The sequence below is a fragment of the Hydrogenophaga sp. GW456-12-10-14-TSB4 genome (assembly GCF_059424305.1).
Window position 1 is genome coordinate 18,966 of the sequence record NZ_JBWKZH010000001.1, and the last position, 26,760, is coordinate 45,725.

General features: G+C 63.3%; 26 protein-coding genes and 1 pseudogene. 23 read left to right on the plus strand and 4 right to left on the minus strand.

The annotated features are described in order from the left end of the window. Positions 1–146: 146 nt before the first annotated feature. The 10 genes from AC07ZS_RS00130 (at position 147) to AC07ZS_RS00175 (ending at position 10,050) form a co-directional block, all read left to right on the plus strand. Positions 147–1,406 (plus strand): aromatic ring-hydroxylating oxygenase subunit alpha, encoded by a 1,260-nt coding sequence (locus AC07ZS_RS00130; RefSeq protein ID WP_056272063.1) that lies wholly within the window; start codon positions 147–149, stop codon positions 1,404–1,406. Beyond that, a complete protein-coding gene (locus AC07ZS_RS00135) occupies positions 1,403–1,879 on the plus strand; it encodes an aromatic-ring-hydroxylating dioxygenase subunit beta (RefSeq protein ID WP_056272065.1) in 477 nt (158 codons plus the stop codon). Before AC07ZS_RS00130 ends, AC07ZS_RS00135 begins: the two co-directional genes overlap by 4 nt. 7 nt (positions 1,880–1,886) lie before the next feature. Continuing rightward, positions 1,887–2,921 (plus strand): 2Fe-2S iron-sulfur cluster-binding protein, encoded by a 1,035-nt coding sequence (locus AC07ZS_RS00140; RefSeq protein WP_492437743.1) that lies wholly within the window; start codon positions 1,887–1,889, stop codon positions 2,919–2,921. Positions 2,922–2,946: 25 nt separating this feature from the next. Continuing rightward, complete coding sequence (locus AC07ZS_RS00145; protein WP_056272071.1) at positions 2,947–4,167, plus strand: cytochrome P450; 1,221 nt, start codon at positions 2,947–2,949, stop codon at positions 4,165–4,167. Positions 4,168–4,205: 38 nt separating this feature from the next. Next, positions 4,206–4,529 (plus strand): 2Fe-2S iron-sulfur cluster-binding protein, encoded by a 324-nt coding sequence (locus AC07ZS_RS00150; protein ID WP_056272074.1) that lies wholly within the window; start codon positions 4,206–4,208, stop codon positions 4,527–4,529. After that, the gene (locus AC07ZS_RS00155; protein WP_492437741.1) at positions 4,529–5,704 is read left to right on the plus strand and encodes an NAD(P)/FAD-dependent oxidoreductase; all 1,176 of its coding nucleotides are present in this window, start codon (positions 4,529–4,531) and stop codon (positions 5,702–5,704) included. Before AC07ZS_RS00150 ends, AC07ZS_RS00155 begins: the two co-directional genes overlap by 1 nt. 52 nt (positions 5,705–5,756) lie before the next feature. Beyond that, positions 5,757–6,512 carry an SDR family NAD(P)-dependent oxidoreductase gene (locus AC07ZS_RS00160; protein WP_056272082.1) on the plus strand — a complete coding sequence of 252 codons (756 nt, stop codon included), beginning with the start codon at positions 5,757–5,759 and terminating at the stop codon, positions 6,510–6,512. A 14-nt stretch (positions 6,513–6,526) separates the two neighbouring features. Further along, the gene (locus tag AC07ZS_RS00165) at positions 6,527–7,975 is read left to right on the plus strand and encodes an NAD-dependent succinate-semialdehyde dehydrogenase (protein WP_492437740.1); all 1,449 of its coding nucleotides are present in this window, start codon (positions 6,527–6,529) and stop codon (positions 7,973–7,975) included. A 75-nt stretch (positions 7,976–8,050) separates the two neighbouring features. After that, the gene (locus AC07ZS_RS00170) at positions 8,051–9,103 is read left to right on the plus strand and encodes a TRAP transporter substrate-binding protein (RefSeq protein WP_056272088.1); all 1,053 of its coding nucleotides are present in this window, start codon (positions 8,051–8,053) and stop codon (positions 9,101–9,103) included. Next, positions 9,100–10,050: a PdxA family dehydrogenase gene (locus AC07ZS_RS00175; protein WP_056272090.1), complete on the plus strand. Its 951-nt coding sequence runs from the start codon at positions 9,100–9,102 to the stop codon at positions 10,048–10,050. The genes AC07ZS_RS00170 and AC07ZS_RS00175 overlap by 4 nt, the downstream gene beginning before the upstream one ends. A gap of 45 nt (positions 10,051–10,095) precedes the next feature. On the opposite strand, the pseudogene AC07ZS_RS00180 reads toward AC07ZS_RS00175, so the two are convergent. After that, positions 10,096–10,398: pseudogene (locus AC07ZS_RS00180) on the minus strand (ATP-binding protein); the annotation flags it as partial. Positions 10,399–10,615: 217 nt separating this feature from the next. On the opposite strand from AC07ZS_RS00180, the gene AC07ZS_RS00185 reads away from it, so the two are divergent. The 9 genes from AC07ZS_RS00185 (at position 10,616) to AC07ZS_RS00225 (ending at position 19,753) form a co-directional block, all read left to right on the plus strand. Continuing rightward, positions 10,616–11,761 carry a TRAP transporter substrate-binding protein gene (locus tag AC07ZS_RS00185; RefSeq protein WP_492437737.1) on the plus strand — a complete coding sequence of 382 codons (1,146 nt, stop codon included), beginning with the start codon at positions 10,616–10,618 and terminating at the stop codon, positions 11,759–11,761. Between the two features lie 9 nt (positions 11,762–11,770). After that, complete coding sequence (locus tag AC07ZS_RS00190; protein ID WP_056272093.1) at positions 11,771–12,553, plus strand: SDR family NAD(P)-dependent oxidoreductase; 783 nt, start codon at positions 11,771–11,773, stop codon at positions 12,551–12,553. Between the two features lie 8 nt (positions 12,554–12,561). Further along, entirely contained in the window at positions 12,562–14,028 is a 1,467-nt protein-coding gene (locus AC07ZS_RS00195) for an aldehyde dehydrogenase family protein (RefSeq protein ID WP_492437735.1), read from the plus strand. Between the two features lie 48 nt (positions 14,029–14,076). Further along, a complete protein-coding gene (locus tag AC07ZS_RS00200; protein ID WP_056272099.1) occupies positions 14,077–15,111 on the plus strand; it encodes an aromatic ring-hydroxylating dioxygenase subunit alpha in 1,035 nt (344 codons plus the stop codon). Positions 15,112–15,145: 34 nt separating this feature from the next. After that, a complete protein-coding gene (locus AC07ZS_RS00205) occupies positions 15,146–16,333 on the plus strand; it encodes an ABC transporter substrate-binding protein (RefSeq protein WP_056272102.1) in 1,188 nt (395 codons plus the stop codon). A gap of 87 nt (positions 16,334–16,420) precedes the next feature. Continuing rightward, the gene (locus tag AC07ZS_RS00210; protein ID WP_297397042.1) at positions 16,421–17,284 is read left to right on the plus strand and encodes a branched-chain amino acid ABC transporter permease; all 864 of its coding nucleotides are present in this window, start codon (positions 16,421–16,423) and stop codon (positions 17,282–17,284) included. Continuing rightward, positions 17,281–18,273, plus strand: coding sequence for a branched-chain amino acid ABC transporter permease (locus tag AC07ZS_RS00215; protein ID WP_056272109.1), 993 nt, complete (start codon positions 17,281–17,283; stop codon positions 18,271–18,273). The genes AC07ZS_RS00210 and AC07ZS_RS00215 overlap by 4 nt, the downstream gene beginning before the upstream one ends. After that, entirely contained in the window at positions 18,270–19,031 is a 762-nt protein-coding gene (locus AC07ZS_RS00220) for an ABC transporter ATP-binding protein (RefSeq protein WP_492437731.1), read from the plus strand. Before AC07ZS_RS00215 ends, AC07ZS_RS00220 begins: the two co-directional genes overlap by 4 nt. Next, positions 19,031–19,753 (plus strand): ABC transporter ATP-binding protein, encoded by a 723-nt coding sequence (locus AC07ZS_RS00225; RefSeq protein WP_492437729.1) that lies wholly within the window; start codon positions 19,031–19,033, stop codon positions 19,751–19,753. The genes AC07ZS_RS00220 and AC07ZS_RS00225 overlap by 1 nt, the downstream gene beginning before the upstream one ends. Positions 19,754–19,789: 36 nt before the next feature. Here the strand turns inward: AC07ZS_RS00225 and AC07ZS_RS00230 are convergent, their stop codons facing one another. Further along, positions 19,790–20,539: an IclR family transcriptional regulator gene (locus AC07ZS_RS00230; protein WP_056272116.1), complete on the minus strand. Its 750-nt coding sequence runs from the start codon at positions 20,537–20,539 to the stop codon at positions 19,790–19,792. A 152-nt stretch (positions 20,540–20,691) separates the two neighbouring features. Here AC07ZS_RS00230 and AC07ZS_RS00235 point away from each other — a divergent pair, with 152 nt between their 5' ends. The 4 genes from AC07ZS_RS00235 to AC07ZS_RS00250 are packed head-to-tail and all read left to right on the plus strand — an operon-like array spanning position 20,692 to position 24,795. Next, positions 20,692–21,966, plus strand: coding sequence for an aromatic ring-hydroxylating oxygenase subunit alpha (locus tag AC07ZS_RS00235; protein ID WP_056272119.1), 1,275 nt, complete (start codon positions 20,692–20,694; stop codon positions 21,964–21,966). A 46-nt stretch (positions 21,967–22,012) separates the two neighbouring features. After that, positions 22,013–22,993: a Bug family tripartite tricarboxylate transporter substrate binding protein gene (locus tag AC07ZS_RS00240; RefSeq protein WP_069047274.1), complete on the plus strand. Its 981-nt coding sequence runs from the start codon at positions 22,013–22,015 to the stop codon at positions 22,991–22,993. Positions 22,994–22,999: 6 nt separating this feature from the next. Then, on the plus strand, positions 23,000–23,779 hold the full coding sequence (locus AC07ZS_RS00245; RefSeq protein WP_056272130.1) for an SDR family NAD(P)-dependent oxidoreductase: 780 nt from the start codon (positions 23,000–23,002) through the stop codon (positions 23,777–23,779). Between the two features lie 44 nt (positions 23,780–23,823). Beyond that, a complete protein-coding gene (locus tag AC07ZS_RS00250; protein ID WP_492437751.1) occupies positions 23,824–24,795 on the plus strand; it encodes a PDR/VanB family oxidoreductase in 972 nt (323 codons plus the stop codon). 319 nt (positions 24,796–25,114) lie between these two features. On the opposite strand, the gene AC07ZS_RS00255 is transcribed toward AC07ZS_RS00250, so the two are convergent. Both AC07ZS_RS00255 and AC07ZS_RS00260 read right to left on the minus strand, forming a co-directional pair. Continuing rightward, positions 25,115–25,240 (minus strand): hypothetical protein, encoded by a 126-nt coding sequence (locus tag AC07ZS_RS00255; RefSeq protein ID WP_256926968.1) that lies wholly within the window; start codon positions 25,238–25,240, stop codon positions 25,115–25,117. Between the two features lie 107 nt (positions 25,241–25,347). Further along, on the minus strand, positions 25,348–26,595 hold the full coding sequence (locus AC07ZS_RS00260) for a CaiB/BaiF CoA transferase family protein (protein ID WP_069047275.1): 1,248 nt from the start codon (positions 26,593–26,595) through the stop codon (positions 25,348–25,350). Positions 26,596–26,760 lie beyond the last annotated feature (165 nt).

Consider the following 26,760-nt stretch of genomic DNA (forward strand, 5'->3'; position numbering starts at 1 on the left):
CCCCACTCGAAGTTGAATAAGTTCGGTATTCGAACATTTTGCCGGATTTTGTTGTCCTTCATCAACTCAAAAAATACAGTCGCGGTTCACCAAACGGTCAAAAGTTCGTTATCCGAATTCTTCCAAGGCAAGAACCCCACTGCATCATGAGCGTCACCGCCCCTGCGAATAGCGCACCCCTCACCTTCTGGCCACCTGGGAACCTCACCCGCGTGCCATACCACCTGTACCAGGAACCGGCCGTGCTCGACGCCGAGCAACAGCGCATCTTCGAAGGCGCGACCTGGAACTACCTGTGTCTCGAAGCCGAGTTGCCACAACCCGGCGGCTACCGCACGACGTTCCTCGGCCGCATGCCGGTGGTGGTGGCGCGCGACAGCGACGGCGAGGTGTACGCGTTCGAGAACCGCTGCTCGCACCGCGGCGCACTGATCGTCCTGGACGACGGCGGCACCGCGCGTGACTTCCAGTGCGTGTACCACGCATGGCGTTATGACCGCCAGGGCAACCTCAAGGGCATCGCGTTCCAGAACGGCGTAAACGGAGAAGGCGGCATGGACCCTGCTTTCTGCATGAAGAGTCATGGTCCGCGCAAATTGAGAACGAGTGTGTTTTGTGGCCTGGTATTTGGCAGCCTGAGCGACGACGTGCCCGACCTGGAGGACTACCTCGGCCCGGAAATCGCACGCGGCATCTCGCGCGTGCTGCACAAGCCGGTGCAGATCCTCGGCCGCTTCAAGCAGACGCTGCCCAACAACTGGAAGCTCTACGTGGAGAACGTGCGCGACACGTACCACGCGAGCCTGCTGCACGTGTTCTTCACCACGTTCCGGCTCAACCGCCTTTCGCAGAAGGGCGGCGTGGTGGTGAGCGAATGTGGCGGCAACCACATCAGCTTCTCCGCCATCGACCCCATCGCCGAAAATAGCGAGGACTACAAGACCGAGGAACTGCGTTCGGAGAAGGACGACTTCAAGCTCGAGGACGCCACGCTGTTGAAAGGAATAGACGAGTTCGGCGATGGCGTGACGCTGCAGATCCTCTCGGTATTTCCGGGCTTCGTGCTGGCGCAGATACAGAACACCATCGCGGTACGCCAGGTGCTGCCCGAAGGCCTGGAGACCACCGCCCTGAATTGGGTGTACCTCGGCTTCCAGGACGACACACCCGAGCTGCGCACCATGCGTCACAAGCAGTCCAACCTGATCGGGCCGGCCGGCTTCGTATCGATGGAGGACGGCGCTGTGGGCGGCTTTGTGCAACGCGGCATTGCCTCCGCTGGCGCGCAGGAAGCCATCGTCGAGATGGGCGGCGACAGCGTGCGCTCGCAGAGCAGCCGCACCACGGAAGCGTCCGTGCGCGGCTTCTGGAAAGCCTACCGCCTGCACATGGGAGCGGATGCATGAACGCGGTGATCGACACCGCGAGCGCGTTGGCGCTCAACGCGCATTGCGCGCGCTGCATCGACAACGACGAGCTCGAAGCCTGGACGCAGTTCTTCACCGAACACTGCCTCTACCGCGTGACCACCGCCGACAACCATGCGCAAGGCATGGAAGCCAGCCTGATCTACGCCGACTCGCGCGCCATGCTCAACGACCGCGTGCTCTCACTGCGCACCGCCAACGTCTACGAGAAACAACGTTACCGCCACCTGGTGGGCCTGCCCTCCCTGCTGGAGGACACGCCGCGCGGGCGCCGCAGCGAAACCCCGTTTGTGGTGGTGCGCATCATGCGTGGCGGCGAGACCAGCCTCTTCGCCACCGGGCGCTACCTCGACGAGCTGGTGATCGATGGAGGCGATACCCTGCGCCTGGCCAGCCGTGTGGTGGTCTGCGACAGCCACAACATCGACACGCTGCTGGCCATTCCCCTGTGAGCAAGCCGTGAGCACCCCGCACCTCATACGCATCGCCGGGATGGCCACCGCCATCCCCTGCGCCGCTGGTCAGACAGTGCTCGACGCAGTGCGACAGGCCGGCTACGAGATGCCGTTCTCGTGCAACTCGGGCGTGTGCGCGAGCTGCAAGGGCCGCGTCGTCTCGGGCCGGGTGAACCCCGGCGCGGCGGGTGAGCATACGCTCACGGCGGACGAGATCGCGCACGGACAGGTGCTGTTCTGCCAGGCGCGCCCGCTCACCGACATCGAGATCGAACCGCGCCAGATCGAGAAAACCGATCCGAACGCGCGCCGCCAGCTCGCCGCCAGGGTCATGCGCATCGACTTTCTGGCCAGCGACGTGGCGCGCCTCAAGCTGCGTTTTCCGGCGGGCGAGAAGGTGAAGTTCAAGGCCGGCCAGTACCTGCAGGTGCTGCTGCCCGACGGCCAGCGCCGCAGCTTCTCCATGGCCAACCCGCCGCACCAGAACGATGGCGCCGAGCTGCATATCCGCATGCTGGAAGGCGGCGCGTTCTCGCATTGGCTCGCGCACGACCTCAAGGTGGGTGACCACCTCCGGGTCGAACTGCCGCATGGCGACTTTCACCTGCGCGAGGGCAGCACCGCGCCCATCGTGATGCTCGCCAGCGGCACCGGCTTCGCACCCATCAAGTCGATGGTCGAGGACGGCCTGCGCCGGGGCCAGGCACGCGAGATCGCACTCTACTGGGGCGCGCGCACCGAGAAGGACCTGTACCTGCTCGAGCTGGCGCGCGGCTGGGGAGAGCAGGCCGGCCTGCGCTTCGTGCCCGTGCTCTCCGAACCCGAGGCCGGCTGGAGCGGTCGCACCGGCTTCGTGCACCAGGCCGTGCTGCAAGACCACGACAGTCTTGCCGGCCACCAGGTCTACGCCTGCGGCGCGCCTGCCATGGTGAGCGCGGCGCGCAGCGATTTCGTCGAAACCCGCGGCCTGCCGCCCGATGCGTTCTTCTGCGACGCGTTCGTGGTGGCCCAGCCCCGCACCTCCGCGCTGACCGACTGAAGCACACCCGAAGAAGAGCCATTCCATGACCCATCCCAACCCCTACGACAACGTTCCCACCAGCGACTTCGACCCGTACGCCACCGAGGTGCTGGCCAACCCCTATCCCCACTACGAGCAGCTGCGCGAACTCGGCCCCTGGGCCTGGCTGGAGCGCTACGGCGTGCTTGCGGTCGCACGCCACGACGAAGTGCAGCGCATCCTGTCTCAGCCCGACATCTTCTGTTCCAGCGCGGGCGTGGGCCTTGCCAACTTCCACACCGAGACGCCCTGGCGCAAGCCCAGCATCATTCTCGAAGCAGACCCGCCCCACCACAGCCGCACCCGCAAGGTGGTGGCGCGCGTGCTCTCGCCCGCATCGATCGGACGCCTGCGCGCCACTTTCGAGGACGTGGCCGCGCGCATGGTCGACGAGCTCGTGGAACGCGGCTCGTTCGACGCCGCCAAAGAACTGTGCGAGGCCTTTCCCATTAAGGCCTTCGGCGACGCGGTGGGCCTGCCCGCCGAGGGGCGCGAGCACCTGCTGCCCTACGGTGACATGGTGTTCAATGGCTTCGGCCCGATCAACGAGCGTTTCCAAGACCGAATGAACAGCTCGGGCGAAGCGGTGAACTGGATCGCCAAGGTCTGCCAGCGCGACGCGCTCACGCCCGACGGCCTGGGCGCCCAGCTGTTCGCCGCCGCCGACGCGGGCGAGATAGGCCACGACGAGGCCGGCATGCTGGTTCGCACCCTGCTCTCCGCCGGGCTGGACACCACCGTGTTCACCCTGTGCAACGCCTTCACCAGCTTCGCGCGCAACCCCGGTCAATGGGCCCTGCTGCGCGACGACCCCTCGCTGGCGCGCCAGGCACTCGAAGAGGTACTGCGCTACGACAGCACCTTCCACTCTTTCTACCGCACCAGCACCCAGGACGTGGAACTCGGCGGCATCACCGTGAAGCAGGGCCAGAAGATCGTGGTGTTCATCGCCTCGGCCAACCGCGACCCGCGCCGCTGGCCCGAAGCCGACCGCTTCGACATCACCCGCCGCGCCACCGGCCACATGGCCTTCGGCACGGGCATTCATGGCTGCGCCGGCCAGATGATGGCGCGCCTCGAAGGCGAGATCGTGCTCACCGCACTGGCCCGCCGCGTGGCCTCGATCCGCCTCGACGGCGAACCGGTCCAGCACTTCAACAACACGGTGCGCGGGCTCAAGAGCATGCCCGTGACGGTCGAGCCGCTGCTGGCCGCCGTGCACTGACATCCCGCCCCATTCGAACTAGAAGAGAGAAACCCACGATGCCCCAGATCGTCTACGTACAACCCGACGGCTCCCGAGAAGCCGTGCCCGCCAGTCCCGGCGCTACCGTCATGATGACCGCTGTCGGCCACGGCATTCCCGGCATCGTCGCCGAGTGCGGCGGCTCCGCCATGTGCGCCACCTGCCACGTGTACGTGGACCCGGCCTCGATCGGCTTCCTGCCGCCCATCAGCGACGTCGAGGACGAAATGCTGGCCAGCGCCGCGGGCGAGCGCCGCGAACACAGCCGGTTGGGCTGCCAGCTCGCGCTGGCGCCCGGCGTGGACCAGCTGATCGTGCACATCCCGGAGCGGCAGGTCTGATGGCCCACGGCACCGTCATCGTCGGCACCGGGCAGGGCGGCTTCCAGCTCGCGGCCTCGCTGCGCGATTCGGGTTATGCCGATCCCATCACCCTGGTCGGCGACGAGCCCGGCCTGCCTTACCAGCGCCCCCCGCTGTCCAAGGCCTTCCTTCAAGGCAAGGTGGACGACACCGGCCTGCTGCTGCGCCCGCCCCCGTTCTACCAGCGCATCGATGCCCGCGTGCTCGGCGGCACGCGCGTGGCGCGCATCGACCGCGCGGCGCGTGGCGTGCACCTCTCCAGCGGCCAGACCCTGCCCTACGACCACCTGGTGCTGGCCACCGGCGCGACCGCGCGCACCCTGTGCGTGCCCGGAGCGGGGTTGTCCGGCGTGCACGTGCTGCGCGGTCTGGAGGACGCGCGGCGCATCCGAGAGCAACTGGCCCGCGCGCGCTCGGTGGCCGTGGTCGGCGCCGGCTTCATTGGCTTGGAACTCGCGGCCGTGGCGCGCGGCCAGGGCCTGCCGATGCACGTGATCGAGGCCACGGCACGGCCCCTGCTGCGCGCCCTCTCCGAGCCCATGGCGCGACACCTGCAAGCCTTCCACGAAGCCCAGGGCACGCAATTCCACCTGAACACGCAGCTCGACGCCATCGAAGGCGAGGACGGCCGCGCCACCGGCCTGCGCCTGCACGGCGGTGGCCGCATCGTCGCCGACCTCATCGTGATCGCGGTAGGCGTCACGCCCAACGACCAGCTGGCGCGCGACGCCGGGCTGGCGGTGGGCAATGGCATCGAGGTCGACGAGCTGCTGCTCACCAGCGACGCCGCCATCTCCGCGCTCGGCGACTGCGCGAACTTTCCGTTCGCGGCCGATGGCGGCTCCCGCGTGCGCATCGAGTCGGTACAGAACGCCGTTGACCAGGCGCGCTGCATCGCCGCGCGCCTGTGCGGTCAACCCCTGCCGTACGCCAAGGTGCCCTGGTTCTGGAGCGAGCAAGGCCCTTGCCGGCTGCAGATGGCCGGCCTGGCCGCGCCGGGCGACCGCAGCGACATCGAGGGCGATCCGGCCAGCGGCCGCTTTTCGGTGCTGCGCTACCGCGGCGATCAACTCAGCGCCGTCGAATCCCTCAACGACCCTGCCGCCTACATGCGCGCGCGCACGGCCCTCGCGCCGGTGCTAGCACCGACCTGAGCTCCCTCAGTCCCATTCGACATCCACACCTTCCCACAGAAAGAGACAACACATGACAGCAGCATCCCGGGTCATCGCGGTCACTGGCGGCGCCAGCGGCATCGGTTTCGCCTTCTCCGAAGCCCTCGCGCGCGCGGGCCACCAGGTCGTCATCGCCGACCTGCGCGGTGCCGTCGAAGCGGCCGAACGCCTCAGTGCCCAGGGCCTGAAGGCCATCGGCACGCAGACCGATGTGGTCAAGCCCGCCGACGTGGCGGGCATGGTCGAACAGGCCGTGAAGGCGTTCGGCCGGCTCGACGTGCTGGTGAACAACGCCGGCCTGTTCACCACGCTCACGCTCAAACCGTTCGACCAGATCAGCGACGCCGAGTGGATGCGGGTGATGGAGGTCAACACCCTGGGGCCTTTCGTGTGCGCCAAAGCGGTCGTGCCCGAAATGCGCAAGAACGGGTTCGGCCGCATCGTGAACATCGCGTCCACCACGCCGATCAAGGGCACGCCCAACATGCTGCACTACGTGGCCAGCAAGGGCGCGGTGATCGCGTTCACGCGCTCGCTAGCCCGCGAACTCGGCAAGGACGACATCACCGTCAACGCCATTGCCCCGGGCTTCACGCTGAGCGACGGTGTGCTCGACAACGACCTGCACAGCAAGATGGGCGACGTGGTGCGCAAGACCAGCCGCTCGCTGCAGCGCGACCAGGTGCCTGAAGACCTGGTGGGCGCCCTGCTCTTCCTAGCCAGCGACGGCGCGGGCTTCATCACCGGCCAGACCATCGCCGTCGACGGTGGCTCGGTATTCATCTGATCGGTTGACTCACCATGACCGACACCGCATACGGCAAGCCTTTCCTCTACATCGATGGCGAATTCATCGAAGGCGGCGACCGCCAACACCAGGACATCATCAACCCCGCCAACGGCGAGGTGATCGGCTCGTTGCCGCACGCGCGCCGCGACGACCTTGACCGCGCACTGAACGCGGCGCAACGCGCCTTCGAGAGCTGGCGCAAGAGTTCGCCGCTCGAGCGCTCGAAGGTGCTGCGCCGCGTGGCCGAGCTCACGCGCGAACGCGCACCGCAGGTCGCCCGCCAGATCACTCTCGACCAGGGCAAGCCGCTGAGCGAGGCGCTGCTGGAGGTGACCACCTGTGCCGAACACGCAGAGTGGCACGCCGAAGAATGCCGCCGCATCTATGGCCGCGTGATCCCCGCACGCCTGCCCCACGTGCGCCAGCTGGTGCTGCGCGAGCCCGTGGGCGTGTGCGTGGCCTTCACGCCCTGGAACTTTCCGTTTAACCAGGCCATCCGCAAGATGGTGGCGGCGATCGGCGCGGGTTGCACGCTTGTGCTGAAGGGGCCAGAGGATTCGCCGGGCGCGGTGATCGCGCTCGCGCGCATGTTCCACGACGCGGGTCTGCCCCCGGGCGTGCTCAACGTGGTGTGGGGTGTGCCGGCCGAGGTGTCGGACCACCTGATCCGCTCGCCGATCTCGCGCAAGGTATCGTTCACCGGCTCGGTGCCGGTGGGCAAGCAGCTGGCGTCGCTCGCCGGCCTGCACATGAAGCGCATCAGCATGGAGCTGGGCGGGCACTCGCCGGTGGTGGTGTTCGACGACGCCGACGTGGACGACGCGGCCCATCTGCTGGCGCGTTTCAAGGCGCGCAACGCGGGGCAGCTGTGCATTGCACCCAGCCGCTTCTTCGTGCAGGAGAAGGTGTACGACCGCTTTCTCGACACCTTCACGAAAGCCTACGGTGGCTTGAAGGTGGGCGACGGCATGGACAAGGACACGCAGATGGGCCCCCTGGCGCACCTGCGCAGGGTCGATGCCATGGAAGGCTTGGTGGCCGATGCGCTGGAGCGTGGCGCGAAGCTGGCCAGCGGCGGCACGCGGCTCGCTGGCCCTGGCTACTTCTACCCGCCCACCATCCTCACCGACATTCCCGACGACGCGCGCCTGATGGTCGAAGAACCCTTCGGTCCGGTCGCGCCGATCACGCGCTTCAAGGACACCGACGAGGTATTGAAGCGCGCCAACGCCCTGCCCTTCGGCCTCACCGGTTTCGTTTTCACCGGCTCCATCAACACCTCGGAGCGCATGGTCAACGGCCTCGAGGTGGGCATGGTCAACGTGAACCATTTCGGCATCACGCTGGCCGAGACGCCGTTCGGTGGCGTGAAGGACAGCGGCATCGGCAGCGAAGGCGGCAGCGAAACCTTCGACGGCTACCTCGTCACTAAATTCGTTTCGCAGGCAAGCCCTGCTTGATCACCAGTACTACAAGAAGCCAGCACCGCCCAGGGGGCCGGACCCGCCTTTCCCTTCAATCCAGGAGACAACCTCATGATGCAACGCAGAACCCTCATCAAATCGGCGGCGGCAGCCGCTTCCCTTGGAGCCCCCACCCTTGGCGTCTTCGCCCAGCAAGTGGTAACCCTGAAGTTCCATACCTTCATGGCGCCGACCTCGAATGTCTATCTCAATGCACACAAGGCATGGATGTCGAAAGTGGAGAACGACTCGGGCGGACGTATCCGCTTCGAGGGCTTTCCTGCCATGCAGCTGGGGGGCTCACCAAGTCAACTTTTCGACCAGGCACGGGATGGTGTTGTCGATATCGTATGGACTTTGGCTGGACTTACCCCCGGTCGATTCCCTCGGACCGAAGTGTTCGAACTGCCGTTCATGACCATGGACGGCATCGGAGCGTCGCGTGCCGCCTGGGAGTACCTCGAAACCCACGCCAGCGATGAGTTCAAGGACGTCCAACCACTCGCTTTTCATACCCATGGTCCAGGAGTGCTGCACTCGAAAAGCAAGGCCATCAACAGCGCTTCCGACCTGCGCGGCCTGAAGATGCGAGGGCCGACCCGCCAAGCGACTAAGTTGCTCGCAGCAGCAGGAGCATCCGCGGTAGGCATGCCGCTGCCACAGATTCCAGACGCGCTGTCCAAAGGCGTCATTGACGGCGCAGCCTTGCCTTGGGAAGTGATTCCTTCGGTCAAGGTGCATGAGCTTGTTCAGCACCACAGCGAGTTCGCGCCCGGCAAGCCAGCTCTTTACAACACGGCGTTTGTGATGGTGATGAACAAAAGAAAATATACATCGTTGCCTCCGGATATCAAAAAGGTGATCGACGACAACTCGGGCCTGGAAACCTCGGCTTGGTTCGGCAAGGTGCAACAAGATCATGACCCCATCAGTCGCAAGATGGCGACCGATCGAGGCAACAAGGTACACGTGTTCAGCGAATCGGAAACCAGCGAGTTTGTCAAACTGACTGGCACCATCGCCAGCGAATGGGTCCAGGAGATGGACAAGCGCGGGCAGGACGGTGCCAAGCTCTTGGCTGGCGCAAAGGCGCTCATTGCCAAACATAAACCAAAGGCTGCATGAGCGGCCTTGCGCGCCTGGCCATCTCGATCGGCGATCCGAACGGCATCGGACCGGAGATCACGCTAAAGGCACTTGCCACTCTGACAGAGTCTGAGCGCGACCGTATTACGCTGTTCGGCCCGAATTCGGTGCTGCGCCGCTGCGCCGAGCAATTGAACCTTAGCGGGATGCTAGATGGTGTTCGTTGCAACGAGGTAGGCGCCCTCGATCCGGCTGCAGCTGTACCTGGTCGCATCGACGCGGCCGCTGGCGCCTCGTCGGTGGCCAGCGCTACGGCGGCCATTCAGGCTGCGCAGGCTGGCGAGTTCGACGCCGTGATCGCCTGTCCTCACCACGAGACAGCGATCACGCAGGCAGGTATAGCGTTCAGCGGGTACCCCTCTCTTGTGGCGCGTGTGTGCGGCCAATCTGCCGACTCCGTTTTCTTGATGCTGGTGGGGGCGGGCTTACGCATCGTGCACGTCACGCTCCACGAGAGCGTTCAAACAGCACTTGATCGTCTGAGCACCGACCTGATCGTGCGCGCCACTCAGGCAGGCATCGTCGCGTGTCAGCGGCTGGGCGTGGAAACGCCTCGCATCGGCATGTTCGGTATCAATCCACACGCATCCGAAGGTGAGCTTTTCGGACCGGAGGACGCTCGCTTGATGGTGCCTGCGGTGGCGCAGCTGCGCTCAGCAGGCCACCATGTCAGTGGGCCCACAGGTGCAGACACGCTGTTGGCAAACAGGCAGCACGATCTCTATGTGGCCGTCTTCCACGACCAGGGTCACATTCCAATCAAGTTGCTGGCGCCCCACGCCGCAAGTGCCCTCAGCGTGGGAGGCAACGTCGTGCTGTCCAGTGTCGGGCATGGAAGTGCCATGGACATCGCCGGCAAGGGAATTGCCAGTCCCGAGGCCTTGCTTCGCACGATTTACCTGCTGAACTCCACGCTGAGCGAGTGACTTCCTAAATTTGACAGTCTCCTCCTATGGTCAACCCAAACTGCGCTAACAAAGTCGTTCGAATTCCGACTGTTCGGGTGCGATCGCGATTCGTGAGGCGGACTGCTTCAGACGGTAGCTCTTGCCTTCGAACCCCAGCGTCGAGCAGCGGTGTATCAGTCGATCAAGGATGGTGGTGGCCATGGTGACGTCGGCCAGGTACTTGCTCAGGTCCTGCACCAAAAGATTTGAGGTGATGACGATGGCGCGGCGCAGGTTGTAGCGCTGGTGAACGATGGCATAGAGGAGTTCGTCGCTGATGTCGGCGATGCGCCGGGCCAGAGACTGGTCATCTAGCACGAGCAGGTCCGAGGACTCCACACATCCCACGGCCTGCACGCTGGTGCTTGGCTGTGGCGAACATGAGGACTCGGTCCTTGCGGTTCTCGTCGTGATCTTGTGGATTTGGCGATAGCGCCGGATGTTTCGTGCCGACCCAGCCTAACAACATCGAAGGTCATTTAGGTAACCGCTCACGACGCCCCCAGTGTTTACCCTGATTTCGTGGAGTGAACATAACCGTAGAATGAACAACATAATCACCAGACGGACAATCCGGATTGCGAACTGGATCAAGTCTCACTTCCTAGGTACTCACGCCTTCTCCTCAATTCACCAAATGATCAACCGCAGAACCATCGTTCAGTTGGCAGTAGGGATGGCCTTGGGCGCTCCCTCGCTGACAGGCTTTGCTCAGCAGTCGATCACTTTGCGATTTCACACTTTCATGTCTCCCATGTCCAACGTATGGGTCAGCATGAACAAGGTATGGATGGAAAAGGTGCAACGGGAATCAGATGGGCGCATCCGGTTTGAGGCGTACCCCGCGATGCAGCTTGATGGCGCGCATGTGCAGCCATACGACCAGGCACGGGATGGCGTGGCTGACATCGTTTGGACACTGACCGGCTATTCACCTGGAGGCTTTCCTTGCAGCGAGGTGTTTGTCCTGCCGTTCATGACGACCAACGCCGAGGCTACTTCCAAGGCTTTCTGGGAGTTCATCAAGACAAAAGCGTCCAACGAACACAAGGAAGTGCATCCCATTGCAGTGCAGGTTCATAGGCCGGGGATGCTCCACACCCGCGACCGCCTCTTTGAGGCTCCGTACGACTTGCGCGGCCTGAAAATGCGCGGTCCAACCAGACAAACTACGAAGATGCTGGGATACCTCGGCGCCAATGCTTTGGGCATGCCGCTGCCCAAGATTCCCGACGCACTGCAAAAGGGGCCTCTCGACGGTTGCGTGATCCCTTGGGATGTCGTTCCCTCCGTAAAGGTGCACGAATTAACGAAGTTTCACAGTCAGTTCGATCCAGCCAGTGGCGCGCTCTACACCACGACATTCGTGACGGCAACAAACAAACGGAAGTACGAGTCCCTGCCGCCAGATGTCCGGAAGGTGCTGGACCCCAACTCGGGCATAACCGCTTCTGCGTCCTTGGGGCGCGCCCACCAATGTGGCGACGACCCTGCCCGCAAGTTGGTGGAGGCACGCGGCAACGTGACCCATAACTTCGGGCAGGTCGAAGCCCAAGAGTTCAGGCGCGCAGCAAGCCAGGTAGAGGTCGAATGGGTCAAGGACATGGAGAGCCGCGGCTTCGATGGTCGCGATCTTTTGTCAACAGCCCGGGCCTTGATCGAAAAACACACAAAAACTACCAAGACATAAAGACACTCCATGAATCAACTGCCCAAAGAAAACACCCCACGGCTGGCCAACCGGGTTGCGATCGTGACCGGCGCGGCGCAAGGTATCGGAGAGACATACGCTCGTGCATTGGCTCAAGAAGGTGCCTCCGTGGTCTGTGCCGATGTGCTGGACGCCACCGGGGTGGTCAACCAGATCATTGAGAAGGGTGGCCGGGCGGTGTTTGTCCACACAGACGTGACGTCCCGCGAATCGGTGGAGAAGATGGTTGGGTCCGCACTTCAGGCGTTCGGCCGCATTGACGTGCTGGTCAACAACGCCGCAATTTTCGGCAACCTTGCCCTCAAGCCGTTCGAGCAGATCGAGTCGACCGAGTGGGACAAGGTGATGTCCGTCAACGTGCGCGGCTCCTTCGAGTGCGCCAGAGCGGTCAGCCCCGTGATGCGTCAGCAGCGCTACGGCAAGATCATCAACATCGCCTCCGGCACGGTTTTCAAGGGCACGCCGCTCTTCCTGCACTACGTCACCTCCAAGGGCGCCGTGGTGGCGATGGCGCGCTGTCTGGCGCGTGAATTGGGTAACGACAATATCTGCGTCAATACACTGGCGCCGGGCCTGACCCTGAGCGCCAATGTCAGCGCAAATCCCGACTGGCAGGGCTCAATCGCTTCAGGCATCGTTTCGTCCCGCTGCATCAAGCGTGATCAGGTACCCGACGACCTGACCGGCACCTTGATCTACCTCGCCAGCGCCGACAGTGACTTTGTCACCGGTCAGGTGATTGTGGTTGATGGCGGATCGGTCACACATTGAGCACTCCTATGCACGCCACAGCAGAACTCTTGATCGATGGCCGGTGGATGCCCGCCAGCCAGGGCCTCGAAGTGCCCAGCCTGGACCCGGCCAACGGCAGCCAGATCGGTTGCTTCAGCGCTGCCACCCGGGCAGACGCAGAGGCGGCCATTTCGGCTGCACGCAGAGCCTTTGAAAAGCCCACGTGGGCCCAGTCGCCGCGGCTGCGGCAGAACGTGATGAACGAATGGGCAAGCCGGCTAGAGCACAAGGCTGAAGCACTGGCCCAACTGCTAACGCAAGAGAATGGCAAGGTGATCGCGCAATCGCGGGGTGAGCTGATGGGAGCCATCTCGGAGATCCGTTACTACGCGGGTCTGGCCCGGCACATACCAGGCCACGTGCTCGAGGTGGAACCCGGCGTATTTTCCACGATGCTGAAAGAGCCGGCCGGCGTCGCCGGCATCATCGTCCCTTGGAACGCTCCCGTGATCCTGCTTATCCGGTCGATCACCCCCGCGTTGGCCGCTGGCTGTACTTGCGTGATCAAGCCTGCACCGCAGTCCGCACTCATCACCGCTGCGGTGATCAGGGAACTGGCCGACGTGACTGGACTGCCGCCCGGTGTGGTGAACCTGGTGAGTGAGCAAGGCCACGACGTGGCGCAGTTGCTCACCTCCTCGCCAGAGGTGGATGTGGTCAGCTTCACGGGCTCCAACCTGACGGGGCAGCGCATCATGGCCGCCGCTGCTCCCACTATGAAGAAACTGTCGCTCGAACTGGGTGGCAAGTCATGCTGCCTGGTTTTTGAAGATGCCGATATCGACCACATCGCGCCTCAACTGGCTGCCGCTGCGACGGTCATCTCTGGTCAGCAATGCACGGCGGCGCGCCGGGTGTTGGTTCACGCGTCACGCTATGAGGCGATGAAAAAAGCGCTGGCCAATGCACTGGCGGCAATCAAAGTGGCGCCCGGAAATACCCCGGGCGCCCAGATGGGTCCCTTGATCGATCTCTCTACCACTGAGTTGGTGCAACGTCGCATCGAGCAGGCGATGGACGACGCAGACGAAGTGATCCTGCGCGGTCAGCGTATCGGCGGAAACCTGCGGCTTGGCGGGTTTGTCTCGCCCACCTTGGTCGCGCACCGGGATGCCAGTGCATCTTTTGTCCAAGAGGAGATTTTCGGCCCCTTGGTCGTGCTGGAAAAGTTTGAAACCGAAACCGAAGCGGTGGCGCGGGCCAATCACACCGAGTTCGGGTTGTCCGCGAGTGTCTGGACCGAGCAGGGCGCGCGCGCCTGGCGTATCGCTCGAGCGCTGCGCAACGGCACCGTTTGGATCAACGACCACAACAAGCTGTGCGCTGAAGCGGAGACCGGCGGCTATCGCCGCAGTGGCTTGGGCCGTCTCCACGGCTTTGACGCGTTGATCGATTTCACCGAGATCAAACACATCTATCAGAACGTAGGTGTGCTTGATCCACCCAAGGGCTGACTCCACAAGCCTGCCCGAATCCTTAGTACTTATAGGAGAGAACGAATCATGTTTCCCAAAAACACGTGGTATGTAGGCGCTACGCCCAGCGAACTCGATGGAAAGCCCCTTGGCCGCAAGATTTGCGGCGAGTCCATCGTGTTTTTCCGTGGCCCCGACAACAAGGTGGCCGCTGTCGAAGACTTTTGCCCCCACCGCGGTGCTCCGTTGTCGCTGGGCAAGGTTGAAAACGGCAAACTGGTTTGTGGCTACCACGGTCTGGAAATGGGTTGCGATGGCAAGACGGTTGCCATGCCATGCCAACGCGTGGGCGGCTTCCCCGCCGTGCGGACGTATCCCGTAGTGGAGCGCTACGGGTTCATCTGGGTCTGGCCTGGCGATGCGCAAGAGGCCGACCCCTCCAAGATCCACCATCTGGCCTGGGCCGATGACCCCGAGTGGGCCTACAGCGGTGGGCTGTACCACGTCAAATGCGATTACCGGCTCATGATCGACAACCTCATGGACCTGACTCACGAGACTTACTTGCACCCGAACTCAATTGGTCAAAAGGAAATCGATGAGTCGCCGCCCAAGACGCGGATGGATGGAGACTGCGCCATCACCGAGCGTTACATGGAGGGCATCATGGCGCCGCCATTCTGGCGTGCGGGCTTGCGCGGAAACAACCTGGCCGACGATGTTCCAGTGGACCGGTGGCAAATCTGCCGCTTCTATCCGCCAAGCCATGTGCTGATCGATGTGGGTGTGGCGCACGCGGGCAAGGGCGGCTTCAATGCAGACCCCAAGGTCAAAGCCTCCAGCACAGTCATCGACTTCATCACACCTGAAACCGAGTCCTCGACCTGGTACTTTTGGGGCATGGCCAGGAACTTCAATGCGCAGGACCAGGCGTTGAGCGAGCAGATCCGCACCAGCCTGAGCAAAGTTTTCTCCGAGGACCTCCAGATGCTGGAGATGCAGCAGCAGAACCTGGAGCGCAACGCCGGGCGCAAGCTACTGAGCCTGAACATCGATGGCGGTGGCGTGCAAGCCCGCCGCATCATCGATCGGTTGCTGGTTGCGGAAAAATCCGCTGCCTGATGTTTTCCCGATCCCACCACAACAGGAGACACAGATGAACTCACGGCGCTTTGTTTTGACACGAGGAGCCGCGCTGATCGGCGCGGCCTCCAGCGGAATTTTGTTGCCCCGGTGGGCGCAGGCGCAAACCAGCAATCTGCGGGTTGGCCTGATGCTGCCGTTCACAGGTACCTTTGCCCAGCCCGGTATCGCCGTCGAAAACGGCTTCCGGCTGGCGCTGGCGCAAAACGGCGGCAAGCTCGGTGGCCGCGAGGTGGAGTTCTTCAAGGTCGATGACGAATCCAATCCGGCCAAGGGCATCGAGAACGCGACCCGCCTGGTAATGCGTGACAAGGTCGACGTGCTGGTGGGTTCGGTGCACTCGGGCGTGCAGATGGGCATTCACAAGGTCGCACGCGATACAGGAGTTCTCAACATCATTCCCAATGCCGGCGTGCACGTGGCCACCCGGGCCCAGTGTGCGCCCAATGTGTTTCGAACCAGCTTCACCAACGCCCAGCCTACCCTGGCTTTGGGCAAGGCCATGGTCGACCGAGGCCACAAGAAGGCGGTGTGGATCACCTGGAACTACGCCGCAGGCGACGAGGCCTTTGAGGGTTTCGAAAAGAGCTACACCGAAGCCGGTGGCACCATCATCAAGAAGCTCGGCCTGCCCTTTCCCAACGTGGAGTTTCAGTCGCTGTTGACCGAGATTGCGTCTTACAAGCCCGACGCCGTGGCTTGCTTCTTCGCCGGTGGCGGTGCAGCCAAGTTCCTGCGCGACTACGCTGCGGCCGGCCTGAACAAGACGATCCCACTGTACGGCTCGGGCTTCCTGACCGAGGGCGTGCTCGATGCAGCAGGCGAAGCTGCCGAGGGCGTTCTCACCACGCTGCACTACAGCGACTCGCTGGATATCCCGCGCAACAAGCAGTTCCGCCTCGACTATGTAAAGGCGTTCAAGGCGCAGCCCGATGTGTATGCCGTTCAGGGATACGACGCGGGCTTGCTGCTCGTCAAGGGTGCCAACGCAGTCAAAGGCGACTTGTCGAACAAACCGGCACTGTACGCAGCGCTGGAAGGCGCCACCATCGACAGTCCGCGCGGGAAATGGACCATGAGCAAGGCCCACAACCCGATCCAGGACATCTACCTGCGCCAGGTGGTCAACAAGGACAACAAGGTGATCGGCATTGCTCAGAAGGCTGTGGCCGATCCCGCCACGGGTTGCCGCATGGGTTGAGTCTTTCGCGCCCCGGTTGTCCTCCAGCGGCGGAGTTCGTCCAAAAGATGTTCCGCCGCTTTTCTTCGTCCTTTTGTTCCTTAACTCATGGATTTCGCCAACTTCCTCATCCAGTTGCTCAACAGCCTGCAGTACGGCCTGTTGCTGTTCATGCTGGCCGCGGGCCTCACGCTGATCTTCGGGATCATGGGTGTGGTCAACCTGGCGCACGGCAGCTTCTACATGCTGGGCGCTTACCTGGCCTGGTTTCTGGTGGGCCAGTTCGACAGTCTGGTGCTCGCCATCGTGGTGGGCACGGTGATCGCCGTGGCGCTGGGCTGGGTGCTGGAGTGGACCCTGTTCCGGCACTTCTACCACCGCGACCACCTCGACCAGGTGCTGCTGACCTTCGGTCTGATCTACATCTTTGAAGAGGTGCGCTCCATCCTCTGGGGCGACGACGTGCACGCGGTGCAGGTGCCCGAGGTGCTGAACTGGTCGATCCCGCTGACCGAGAACCTCTCCTACCCGGTCTACCGGCTGGTGATGTCGGGCGTGTGCATCGCGCTGGCGCTCGGTCTGTACCTGCTCATTTCCAAGACCCGCCTGGGCATGAAGATCCGCGCCGGTGCGTTCAACCGCGAGATGACCGAATCGCTGGGCATCAACATCCGCCTGATCCACGGCGTGGTGTTCGCGCTGGGCGTGGCGCTGGCCGCCATCGCCGGCATGATCGCCTCGCCCATCGCGAGCGTTTACCCCGGCATGGGCAGTTCGGTGCTGATCATGTGTTTTGTGGTGGTGGTCATCGGTGGCATCGGCTCAGTGCGTGGCGCGCTCGTGGCCGCCCTGCTCGTGGGCCTGGTCGATACCTTCGGCAAGGTGCTGGTGCCGCAGATTGCCGGCATGGCCGTCTACATGCTCATGGCCGCCGTGCTGCTCTACAAGCCCGAAGGGCTCTTCAAACAATGAGCTCCCCCAAAGCCCAACTCGAAAAGCTGCCGCGCAGCATCCAGGCCATCCTGGTGCTGGGAGCCATCGCGCTCGCCGCGTTTCCACTCATCCCCGTCACCGGTAGCGACTTCTACCTGCAGATGCTCTCGCAGATGATGATCCTGGCGATCTTCGCCATGAGCCTGGATCTGCTGCAGGGCGTTACCGGTCTTGTGTCGCTCGGACACGCGGCTTACTTTGGTCTTGCCGGCTACGCGCTGGCTTTCCTCACCCCGGCGGACACTCCCATCAGCCTGTGGTGGTCCCTGCCCGCCTCGGCGCTGGGCGCGGGACTGGCCGCGCTCGTCATCGGCTTCTTCTTGGTTCGCACCCACGGTATTTACTTCATCATGGTCACCATGGCCTTCGCGCAGATGGTGTTCTTCCTGTTCTTCGACAACAAGGCGCTCGGGGGGTCGGACGGCGTGTACGTGAACTTCCGCCCCACCGCCTCGGTGTTCGGCTGGAGCGGCATCGACCTCGAGAACAAGACAACCTTCTTCTACTTCACGCTCCTGCTGCTCGTGCTGGTCTATGCCTTCCTGCGCCGCCTGTTGTTCTCTCCTTTTGGCCGGGTGCTCGCGGGCATTCGCGTGAACGAGCACCGCATGCGCGCGGTGGGCTTTGGGACCTTCGGCTACAAACTCACGGCCTTCACGCTAGCAGGGGCGCTGGCCGGCGTGGCGGGCTTCCTGTGGGCCGCGCAGACCGGTTATGTGAACCCCGAGTTGATGGGTTTCCACATGAGTGCACACGCCATCATGATGGTCATCCTCGGGGGCATGGGCAATTTCGCTGGCGCCATCGTGGGGGCCTTCGCGTTCGAGTACGTGATGCACTTCTTCAAGGACCTCACCAAACACTGGCAGCTGCTCATGGGCACGTTCATCGTGCTGGTGGTGGTGCTGGCGCCGCGCGGCTTGCTGGGTCTGGTGCAGCGCTTCGCCAGCCCGAAGGAGCGCCCATGAACGAACTGCTGCTCTCCGCCCGCAACCTGACCAAGCGCTTCGGGGGTCTGGCCGCGGTCAACGATGTGTCGGTGGACCTGCACCGCGGTCGCATCCACGCGGTGATCGGCCCCAACGGCGCGGGCAAGTCCACGCTGACCAACCTGCTCTCGGGCGACCTGCCTCCCACCTCGGGCCGCATCACGCTCAACGGGGTCGAGACGGCGGGCAAAAGCCCCGAAAAAATCTCGCGCCTGGGCCTGGGCCGCAGCTACCAGAAAACCAACATCTTCCTGCCCTTCACCGTGTGGGACAACGTGCGACTGGCGGCCCAATCGCGCGAACGGCATGTGCCGTGGAACCCGCTGCGCTGGGTGTCCTCGGCCAGCGCCATGGGTGCCGTGAACCAGCGCTGCGAACGTGCGCTGGAACTCGCCGGCCTCACAGAGCGCGCCGACGTGGTGGCCGGCACCACCAGCCACGGCGAACAGCGCCAACTGGAGATCGCCATGACCCTGGCCACCGAACCCACCGTGCTGTTGCTCGACGAACCGCTGGCCGGCATGGGCCAAGCCGAGGCCGAGAGCATGGTGGCGCTGCTGCTGCGGTTGAAAAAGGACCACGCCATCATGCTGGTGGAGCACGACATGGACGCCGTGTTCACCCTGGCCGACCAGCTCACCGTGATGGTGAACGGCCAGGTGATCGCCAGCGGCACGCCGGCTCAGGTGCGCGGTGATGCGTCGGTGCAAGCGGCTTACCTGGGTGAGGAACACTGATGAGCGCTTTGACGAACGCATTGGTTGAGGCCACCGGCCTGCACACCCACTACGGCGCCAGCCACATCCTGCGCGGCATCGACTTCACCGTGGGCCAGGGCCAGACGATCGGCCTCATGGGGCGCAACGGCATGGGCAAGTCCACGCTGCTCAAATCCATCATGGGCATCGTCAAGCCCAGTGGCGGCCAGGTGCATGTGAAAGGCCGCGACATGACCGGCGCACCCACGTTCGAGATCGCCCGCATGGGCCTGGCCTACGTGCCCGAGGGCCGTGGCATCTTCGGCAACCTGAGCGTGAGGGAAAACCTGGTGATGTCGGCGCGTGCCGGCACCAAGGGTCAACGCGACTGGACCTATGACAGGGTGCTCGAAACCTTTCCGCGCCTGGCCGAACGCCTCAACCACGGCGGGCAACAACTCAGCGGCGGCGAGCAGCAGATGCTCACCATCGGCCGTGCGCTCATGACCAACCCCGACCTGCTGATCCTCGACGAAGCCACCGAAGGCCTTGCGCCGCTGATCGCGCGCGAGATCTGGCGCATTTGCGGCCTGATCCGCGAGAGCGGCATCAGCAGCATCATCGTGGACAAGAACTGGAAACACGTCACCCAGATCACCGACCGCAACGTGATCCTGGTCAAGGGCGAGGTGGTTTTTGAAGGCAGTTCCGAAGAGCTCCTGTCGAAGCCCGAACTGCTGGAGCAGCACTTGGGTGTATGAGAATCAGTGTCGCCCCGGCCGGCCCCTTGAAGCTAGCTAGCGCTGCCCAAGTGCTTGCGAGAGTTTCCGTGCTTCTTCCTTGAGGAGCGTAACAAATACGCTGACACGCGCTTGGTCCACGCGCACACCAGGACCGAAAACGGCCAAAGACCCCATGACTTTGTCGTTCCCCAGAAAAAACGGCACAGCAACCGCCACCGCGCCCTGGATCAATTCGTCCCGGCTTATCGCATACCCCTGTTCCCGGATCTGCTGCAGCCTGTCGAGATAGGCCGATACATTGACGGCTTCTCCGCTCTTGTTCAGATAGCTTTCGGGTGTGGGAACATGGGCAAGGATGGCACGCCCGCTAGCGCCCAACGTCACGTCTTCCCGATAGCCCAAGCCGCGTTTGAAACTGAGCGGCTGTGCGCTGGGCAATTCGGCCACACAGATTCGACTGTTGCCCTGGTGAACAAGCAAGGCAACAGTCTCGCCCGTCTGGTCCCACAAGCGGCGCAGCATCGGTTGCGCCAGGGTCGCTATGTCAAGACTGGAGCTCCACACGTGTGCAAGGTGCGCCACCGAGGGACCTAATTCGAAGCGCTGAGGATCACCGGACGACACGATGAACCCGCTGTGTTCCAGCGTGCGCAACAGCCTGTACAGGGTTGGACGGCTCAGGTCCACCCGCTTGAGCAGCTCACCCGCTGTCAGTTGGTGGTCGGTTGCCGTGAACGCCATGAGGATTTCCAGCGCTCTGTCCACGGCCCGGACACTCTCGCCCGGTTTTTCAGTTGGTCCCATAACTCCACCCAAGGTTGCACTTCTATCATGGTACCCGCCAACCAGTCCACTTGATGGACTGACTATTCAAAACTTGACAGAGCTCAATCGGTCCGTAAAATGGACTGTAATGTCATGCAGTGGACATGCCGATCAATTTTGGAGACCTGTCTATGAACAAGGAAATGTCTGAAGCGCTCACCCGCGTCGGTCCCGGCACGCGCATGGGCAACCTGATGCGCCGCTACTGGGTGCCGGCACTGGCATCGAGCGAAATCCCCGAAGCCGACGGGCCGCAGGTGCGCGTGCAACTGCTGGGCGAGAAGCTGCTCGCCTTTCGCAATAGCGATGGCAAGGCTTGCCTGATCGGCGAATTCTGCTCGCACCGAGGCGTGTCGCTGTACTTCGGCCGCAACGAGCACAACGGCATCCGCTGCGCCTACCACGGCGTGAAGTTCGACGGCATGGGGCAATGTGTGGACGTGCCGTCCGCGCCTCAGGCTTGCGCGCGCATGCACATAAAGGGCTACCCTTGCGTGGAGCGCGGTGGCATCGTGTGGACCTATATGGGCCCGGCCGATCAGCAGCCCGCACCGCCCGAGCTGGAGTGGTGCACGCTGCCGCCCGAACATGTGTATGTCTCCAAGCGCCTGCAGTACAGCAACTGGCTGCAGGCCATGGAAGGCGGCATCGACACCGCACACGTCTCTTACGTGCACCGCTACGAGGTGGATACCGACCCGATGCACCAGGGAGTGAAGGCGCTGGACTACATCAAGGCCGACGGCAACGTGAAGTTCGAGATCGAGCAGACGCCCTTCGGCCTGAGTCTGTTCGGCCGCCGCAACGGCGAACCCGATTCGTATTACTGGCGCATCACGCAGTGGCTGTTCCCCTGGTTCACGCTGATCGCGCCGTTTGGCGAGCATGCGCTGGGCGGGCATGTGTGGGTGCCGATCGACGACCATAGCTGCTGGGCTTGGAGCATCAACTGGCAGCCTGCCCATCCCCTCACCGACGAAGAACGCACCGCGATGGAAGAAGGTAAGGGCATTCATGTCGAATACGAAGCGCCCGGCAGCTTCATCCCCAAGCAAAACCGCGACAACGACTACTGCATGGACCGCGTGGCGCAACGCGAAGACCGCTCTTACAGCGGCGTGTTCGGCTTCTCCGCGCAGGACTATTCGCTGCAGGAAAGCATGGGCACGATCCAGAATCACGAGGCCGAAAAGCTACTGCCCACTGACAAGGCTATCGTGATGGCGCGCCGCATGTTGCATGAGGCCGCGCTCGGCTTGGCAGATGGCCAGACCCCGCCCGCGCTGGACCCAAGCGCACAGCACGTGCGCCCCGCCGGAGTGCTGCTGCCCAAGGAACAGGACCCCGTTGCGTGGGCACGCGAGCAGCTCGCCGACGCGACGAAAAAACCGGTCTTCAGCCTTTGAGCGACTTCACTTTTCCACCCCACGACAGACAGCACCGGAGACACCTATGAAAACCCACCTGAAACTCGCGGCGGCTGTCGCGCTCGCGGCCTGCGCGGCCACTGCCGCCTGGGCGCAAGGCGCGTCCGACTGGAAGCCCAGCAAGCCGGTGCGCATCATCGTGCCCATCGTCGGCAGCACCAACGACGTGCTCGCTCGCCTGATCGGGCCGAAGCTGCAGGAGGCGCTCGGCCAGCCATTTGTGGTCGAGAACAAACCTGGTGCGGGGGGCAACATCGGTGCATACGAGGTGAGCCGCGCCGCGCCGGACGGCCACACCCTGCTGATCGGCTACAACGGGCCGCTGGCGATCAACGTCACCCTGTTCGACAAGATGCCGTACGACCCTACCAAGGATCTCGCGCCCATCACGCTGGCGGTGAAGTCGCCGCAATACCTGGTGGTGAACCCGGCCACCGGCATCACCGATGTGAAGGACTTCATCGCCAAGGCCAGGGCCAACCCGACCAAGTATGCCTACGGCTCGGTGGCCATGGGCAGCGCCTCGCACCTCACCATGGAAATGATGAAGTCGGGGGCGAACTTCCGCATGACGCACATTCCCTACCGCGGCGCCGGGCCAGCCGTGGCCGATCTGATCGCGGGCAACATCCAGGCCGGCTTCTTCGTGCCCGGCAACGTGCAGGGCTTCGTGAAGGAGGGGCGTCTCAAGCTGCTGGCCTCCACCGGCCCGAAACGTTTTCCGAGTACACCGGACATCCCGACTCTCAGCGAGTCGGGGCTGAAGGACTTCGAGGCCACCTCGTGGATCGGTCTGCTCGCGCCGGCCGGCACGCCGCCGGCCATCATCAACCGCTACCACGAGGAGATGGTGCGCATTCTCAACTCGCCCGACATCCAGAAGCGCCTGCACGAGATGGAGTTCGAAATCGTCGCGAGCTCGCCCAAGCAGTTCAGCGACTGGATCGGCACCGAGATCGTGCGCTGGGGCAAGGTCATCAAGGACACCGGCGCCAAGGCGGAGTGAGCCGACATGAGCGCACCCCGACTCGCTGAGAAGACCGCGCTGATCACGGGCGGCGGTGCCGGCATTGGCGCCGCGGCGGCCACGCTGTTCTGTCGCGAAGGCGCGGCCGTGCTGCTGGTGGATGCCGACGCCCAGGCGCTGGAGCGCACCCGCCAAGCCATCGTGCAGGCCCTGCCCGGCGCGCGCGTGCTGTGCGTGGCGGCCAACGTGGCCGACGAGGTCGCCGCGCGCGCCGCCGTGCAGCAATGCAACGCGCAGCTCGGTGGCCTGGACATCCTGGTAAACAACGCCGCCATGCGCAACTACTCGGCCGCCGCCGACGCCACGCCCGCCGAGTGGCAGGCCATGGTGGGCGTGAACCTGGTGGGCATGTCCAACTACTGCGCCGCGGCCTTGCCGGCGCTGCGGCAATCGGGCGCGGGCAGCATCGTCAACGTCTCGTCGTGTTACGCGGTCACCGGCCGCAAGGGCATGGCGCTGTACGACGCGACCAAGGCCGCGCAACTGGCCTACACGCGCAGCCTCGCGTTTGAGGAGTCGTCGCACGGCGTGCGCGCCAACGCGGTGTGCCCCGGTTCCACGCTGACGGATTTTCACGTCGGCCGCGCGCAGGGCTCGGGCAAGAGCGTCGAGCAGCTCAGGACCGAGCGCAAGGATACTTCGCTGATCGGGCGCTGGGCCTCGCCGGAAGAGATTGCCTGGCCCATCGTGTGGCTAGCGTCCAGCGAGGCCTCCTTCATCACCGGTACCACGCTGATGGTCGACGGTGGCTTGCACATCATGTAGCTATTGGGGACATGTTCCCCAAGGTTCTTGTCTACAACTCCGCAATGTCAGCATCCAAGCTTTCTGCACTTGTCTACAACATGAGGCTTGAAGCCCCCGGCGTTGTTAGTGTCGAATTTAGGCCAGCCACACCAGACACTGTCTTCCCACCTCATGCCGCTGGCTCACATATCGACCTTCATCTGGGAAACGGCTTGGTTCGCAGCTACTCGCTGATGAACCCGATCACCGATAAGCAACGCTACGTGGTGGGCGTTCTCAAGGATCGTCAGAGCCGTGGGGGGTCGAAGTATGTCCACGAGAAGGTTCGCGTGGGCGATGTTCTGGACATCTCGGTGCCTCGCAACAATTTTCCGATGGAAGAACGTGCTCAGCAGTCCGTGCTGGTTGCAGGTGGCATCGGCATCACACCTATGCTGTGCATGCTCAATCGACTGGCTTCGCTGGGTCGATCTGCCGAGCTGCTCTATTTCGCTCGTTCCCGCCGGGATGCTGCGTTCTTGCAAGTGCTGGAATCGATGGAGTCAGGCCAGCTCAAAGTGCGGTACCACTTCGATGACGAAGTCGGTGCGTCTCCCGACCTGCCAACACTGCTGGCAGCGTATCCGGCCGATACCCATTTCTATGGCTGCGGCCCCGGCCCCATGCTGGACGCGTTCCAGAAGGCGTGCGACGGTCTGGGATACACCCACGTGCATCTGGAACGGTTCGCCGCCGTGGAACCTGTGGGGACGCCGCCCTTCAACGCCAATGGCTGCACCGTAGAACTGCGCCGAAGTCAGAGGATCATTCAAGTGCCGGCTGGTTCGACCATTCTCGACGCCATGATGGATGCGGGCATCATTCCTAGCTACAGCTGCAAGGAGGGGATCTGCGGTGCCTGCGAAACCAAAGTTCTGGCTGGCGAGGTGGATCACCGGGACAGCATCCTGACACAGCAAGAGCGAGCAGCCAACAAGTCGATGATGATCTGTGTGTCGGGTTGTCGTTCCAATTTGTTGGTACTGGATCTCTAAGACCGGTGTTGTTTGGATAGGTTGCGCGCTTGGCCGGTTTGAACACACCGCCGAGCAGGTCACGAAATCGGGTCAACTCCAACTCCAAGGTGCCAGTTGTGGTGGTGATTCCAATGGTCCGACGCAGCGGTGTGCTCGCTGGAGTTCTGGTAAGCGAAGCCATAGGCCCATTCGCTCAGATCCGACTGGATGAAGCGCTCGACCTTGCCGCTGGTTTGGGACCGCCACGAGCTGGGAATCGGTCACAAATACCCAAATCTTGGCAGGCCTGTGCGAAGTCTCTTAAGCGGAAGGCCGCTCCGTTGTCGATGAGCGGGAGCTAGATGCGCACACCCAGACTGGCGTAGTAGGCGTGGGCGTTGCACGAGAACTGCACCGCGTTGAGCGCCTTCTGGTCGGGGTGGATGTCGATGAACGCGATACGGGCAGGGTCATCAATGGTCAAAAAAACATCTTCCAGCCCGCTTCATCAACGCTATCCATGCATTTGCCCATCCACGGAATTGGGGCCCAACGCGCTGACCAGTCGAGTCGCGTTTGATGCCGGAAGCCTCATTCTGACACCTCCGCATCGGCGAGGAGTGGAACCGCTGCGCCACCGACCAGCAAGGACGCCAGCGCAACTGCATCAAAGCCGCATTCGCGCAGCACCGATTCGGTGTGCTCCCCCAATCGCGGCGCGGGCGCCAGCTTGCTGACGTCGTAACCCACCCAGCGCGCTGGCGCGCCAAAGGTACGCATCGCTCCTTCGCTCGGGTGCTCGACCTGACGGAAGAAGCCCACCGCCGCCAAGTGTGGGTCATCCAACAGTGATTCGACGGTGTTCAGAGGCACCGCCGGCACGTCGATGTCTTCGAACAGCTCCAACCAGTGCGCGGTGCTTTGCACGCATAGCGTCTGGCCCAGAAAGCCGTACACCTCGTCAATGTGGCGGGTGCGGCTGGCCAAGTCGGCGAAGCGCGGATCGACCCGCAAATCGTCGCGCTCGATGGCATGCAGAAAACGCTGCCAGTGGCCGTCGTTGTATACCAGCGCGCAGATGTAGCCGTCGCTGGTTTCGTATGGCCGGCGCCCGGGCGACAACAGCCGCACGTAGCCAGCGTCACCACTGGGCGGCTCGAAGGTGCGCCCATATAGGTGGTCCGAAAGCACCACGCTGGCCATGGTTTCGAACATCGGCACATCGATACGGCAGCCGCGTCCGTTGCGCTCGCGCCCGTACAGCGCCATGGCCACGCTGTGCGCTGCATGCAGGCCGACCATGCGGTCGGCAATCGTCAGCGGCACGTAGCGCGGCTCGCTCGCCCCGCTTTGCTGCTGTAAGGCGGCGATGCCGACCGCGCCCTGGATCAGGTCGTCATAGGCCGGGCGGCCGGCGTAGGGACCGTCCTCGCCGTAACCGTACACGCCGCACCAGATGATGCGTGGATTGATCATCGAGATGCTCTCGTAGTCCAGCCCGAGCCGGGCGATGGAGGCCGGGCGGAGGTTGTGCACGAAGACATCGGCGCCTTCGATCAGGCGCCGCATCGCAGCCGCGCCCTCCGGCGATTTGAGGTCAAGCGCCACGCTGCGCTTGTTGCGGTTCAGGTGCAGGAACAGCGGACCCATGCCGGGATGGCGTCCGGGGCCGATCCAGCGTGTCGAGTCGCCCTCAGGGGATTCAATCTTGATCACGTCCGCGCCATGGTCGCCAAAGATCTGGGTGGCGTAGGGCCCCATCAGCACCGCGCTGAGGTCGATCACCCGCACGCCCTCGAGTGGCCCGGCGGGTGCTGCCTGCTTGTGTTGGCTTGTCATCTGTGTCTCCTCTGATTTCTCGATGCCAGGCTGCCTCAGCGCCGAGTGCTGAGGAAAAACCGGATTGACGACCGTCCATCCTAACGATATTCTGATTACCAAACAAATGTTCCCATATCAGAACACAAGGAGGCTTCGATTCTATGAACATGCCCACGGCCAGCT

Bases quoted from the DNA above. Each gene is read 5' to 3' on its own strand.
- AC07ZS_RS00185 (WP_492437737.1), top strand. From the start codon at position 10,616: ATGAACAACATAATCACCAGACGGACAATCCGGATTGCGAACTGGATC.
- AC07ZS_RS00220 (WP_492437731.1), top strand. From the start codon at position 18,270: ATGAACGAACTGCTGCTCTCCGCCCGCAACCTGACCAAGCGCTTCGGG.
- AC07ZS_RS00145 (WP_056272071.1), top strand. From the start codon at position 2,947: ATGACCCATCCCAACCCCTACGACAACGTTCCCACCAGCGACTTCGAC.
- AC07ZS_RS00160 (WP_056272082.1), top strand. From the start codon at position 5,757: ATGACAGCAGCATCCCGGGTCATCGCGGTCACTGGCGGCGCCAGCGGC.
- AC07ZS_RS00195 (WP_492437735.1), top strand. From the start codon at position 12,562: ATGCACGCCACAGCAGAACTCTTGATCGATGGCCGGTGGATGCCCGCC.
- AC07ZS_RS00230 (WP_056272116.1), bottom strand. From the start codon at position 20,539: ATGGGACCAACTGAAAAACCGGGCGAGAGTGTCCGGGCCGTGGACAGA.
- AC07ZS_RS00240 (WP_069047274.1), top strand. From the start codon at position 22,013: ATGAAAACCCACCTGAAACTCGCGGCGGCTGTCGCGCTCGCGGCCTGC.
- AC07ZS_RS00155 (WP_492437741.1), top strand. From the start codon at position 4,529: ATGGCCCACGGCACCGTCATCGTCGGCACCGGGCAGGGCGGCTTCCAG.
- AC07ZS_RS00170 (WP_056272088.1), top strand. From the start codon at position 8,051: ATGATGCAACGCAGAACCCTCATCAAATCGGCGGCGGCAGCCGCTTCC.
- AC07ZS_RS00190 (WP_056272093.1), top strand. From the start codon at position 11,771: ATGAATCAACTGCCCAAAGAAAACACCCCACGGCTGGCCAACCGGGTT.
- AC07ZS_RS00210 (WP_297397042.1), top strand. From the start codon at position 16,421: ATGGATTTCGCCAACTTCCTCATCCAGTTGCTCAACAGCCTGCAGTAC.
- AC07ZS_RS00150 (WP_056272074.1), top strand. From the start codon at position 4,206: ATGCCCCAGATCGTCTACGTACAACCCGACGGCTCCCGAGAAGCCGTG.
- AC07ZS_RS00175 (WP_056272090.1), top strand. From the start codon at position 9,100: ATGAGCGGCCTTGCGCGCCTGGCCATCTCGATCGGCGATCCGAACGGC.
- AC07ZS_RS00130 (WP_056272063.1), top strand. From the start codon at position 147: ATGAGCGTCACCGCCCCTGCGAATAGCGCACCCCTCACCTTCTGGCCA.
- AC07ZS_RS00200 (WP_056272099.1), top strand. From the start codon at position 14,077: ATGTTTCCCAAAAACACGTGGTATGTAGGCGCTACGCCCAGCGAACTC.
- AC07ZS_RS00260 (WP_069047275.1), bottom strand. From the start codon at position 26,595: ATGACAAGCCAACACAAGCAGGCAGCACCCGCCGGGCCACTCGAGGGC.
- AC07ZS_RS00225 (WP_492437729.1), top strand. From the start codon at position 19,031: ATGAGCGCTTTGACGAACGCATTGGTTGAGGCCACCGGCCTGCACACC.
- AC07ZS_RS00205 (WP_056272102.1), top strand. From the start codon at position 15,146: ATGAACTCACGGCGCTTTGTTTTGACACGAGGAGCCGCGCTGATCGGC.
- AC07ZS_RS00250 (WP_492437751.1), top strand. From the start codon at position 23,824: ATGTCAGCATCCAAGCTTTCTGCACTTGTCTACAACATGAGGCTTGAA.
- AC07ZS_RS00215 (WP_056272109.1), top strand. From the start codon at position 17,281: ATGAGCTCCCCCAAAGCCCAACTCGAAAAGCTGCCGCGCAGCATCCAG.
- AC07ZS_RS00235 (WP_056272119.1), top strand. From the start codon at position 20,692: ATGAACAAGGAAATGTCTGAAGCGCTCACCCGCGTCGGTCCCGGCACG.
- AC07ZS_RS00135 (WP_056272065.1), top strand. From the start codon at position 1,403: ATGAACGCGGTGATCGACACCGCGAGCGCGTTGGCGCTCAACGCGCAT.
- AC07ZS_RS00165 (WP_492437740.1), top strand. From the start codon at position 6,527: ATGACCGACACCGCATACGGCAAGCCTTTCCTCTACATCGATGGCGAA.
- AC07ZS_RS00245 (WP_056272130.1), top strand. From the start codon at position 23,000: ATGAGCGCACCCCGACTCGCTGAGAAGACCGCGCTGATCACGGGCGGC.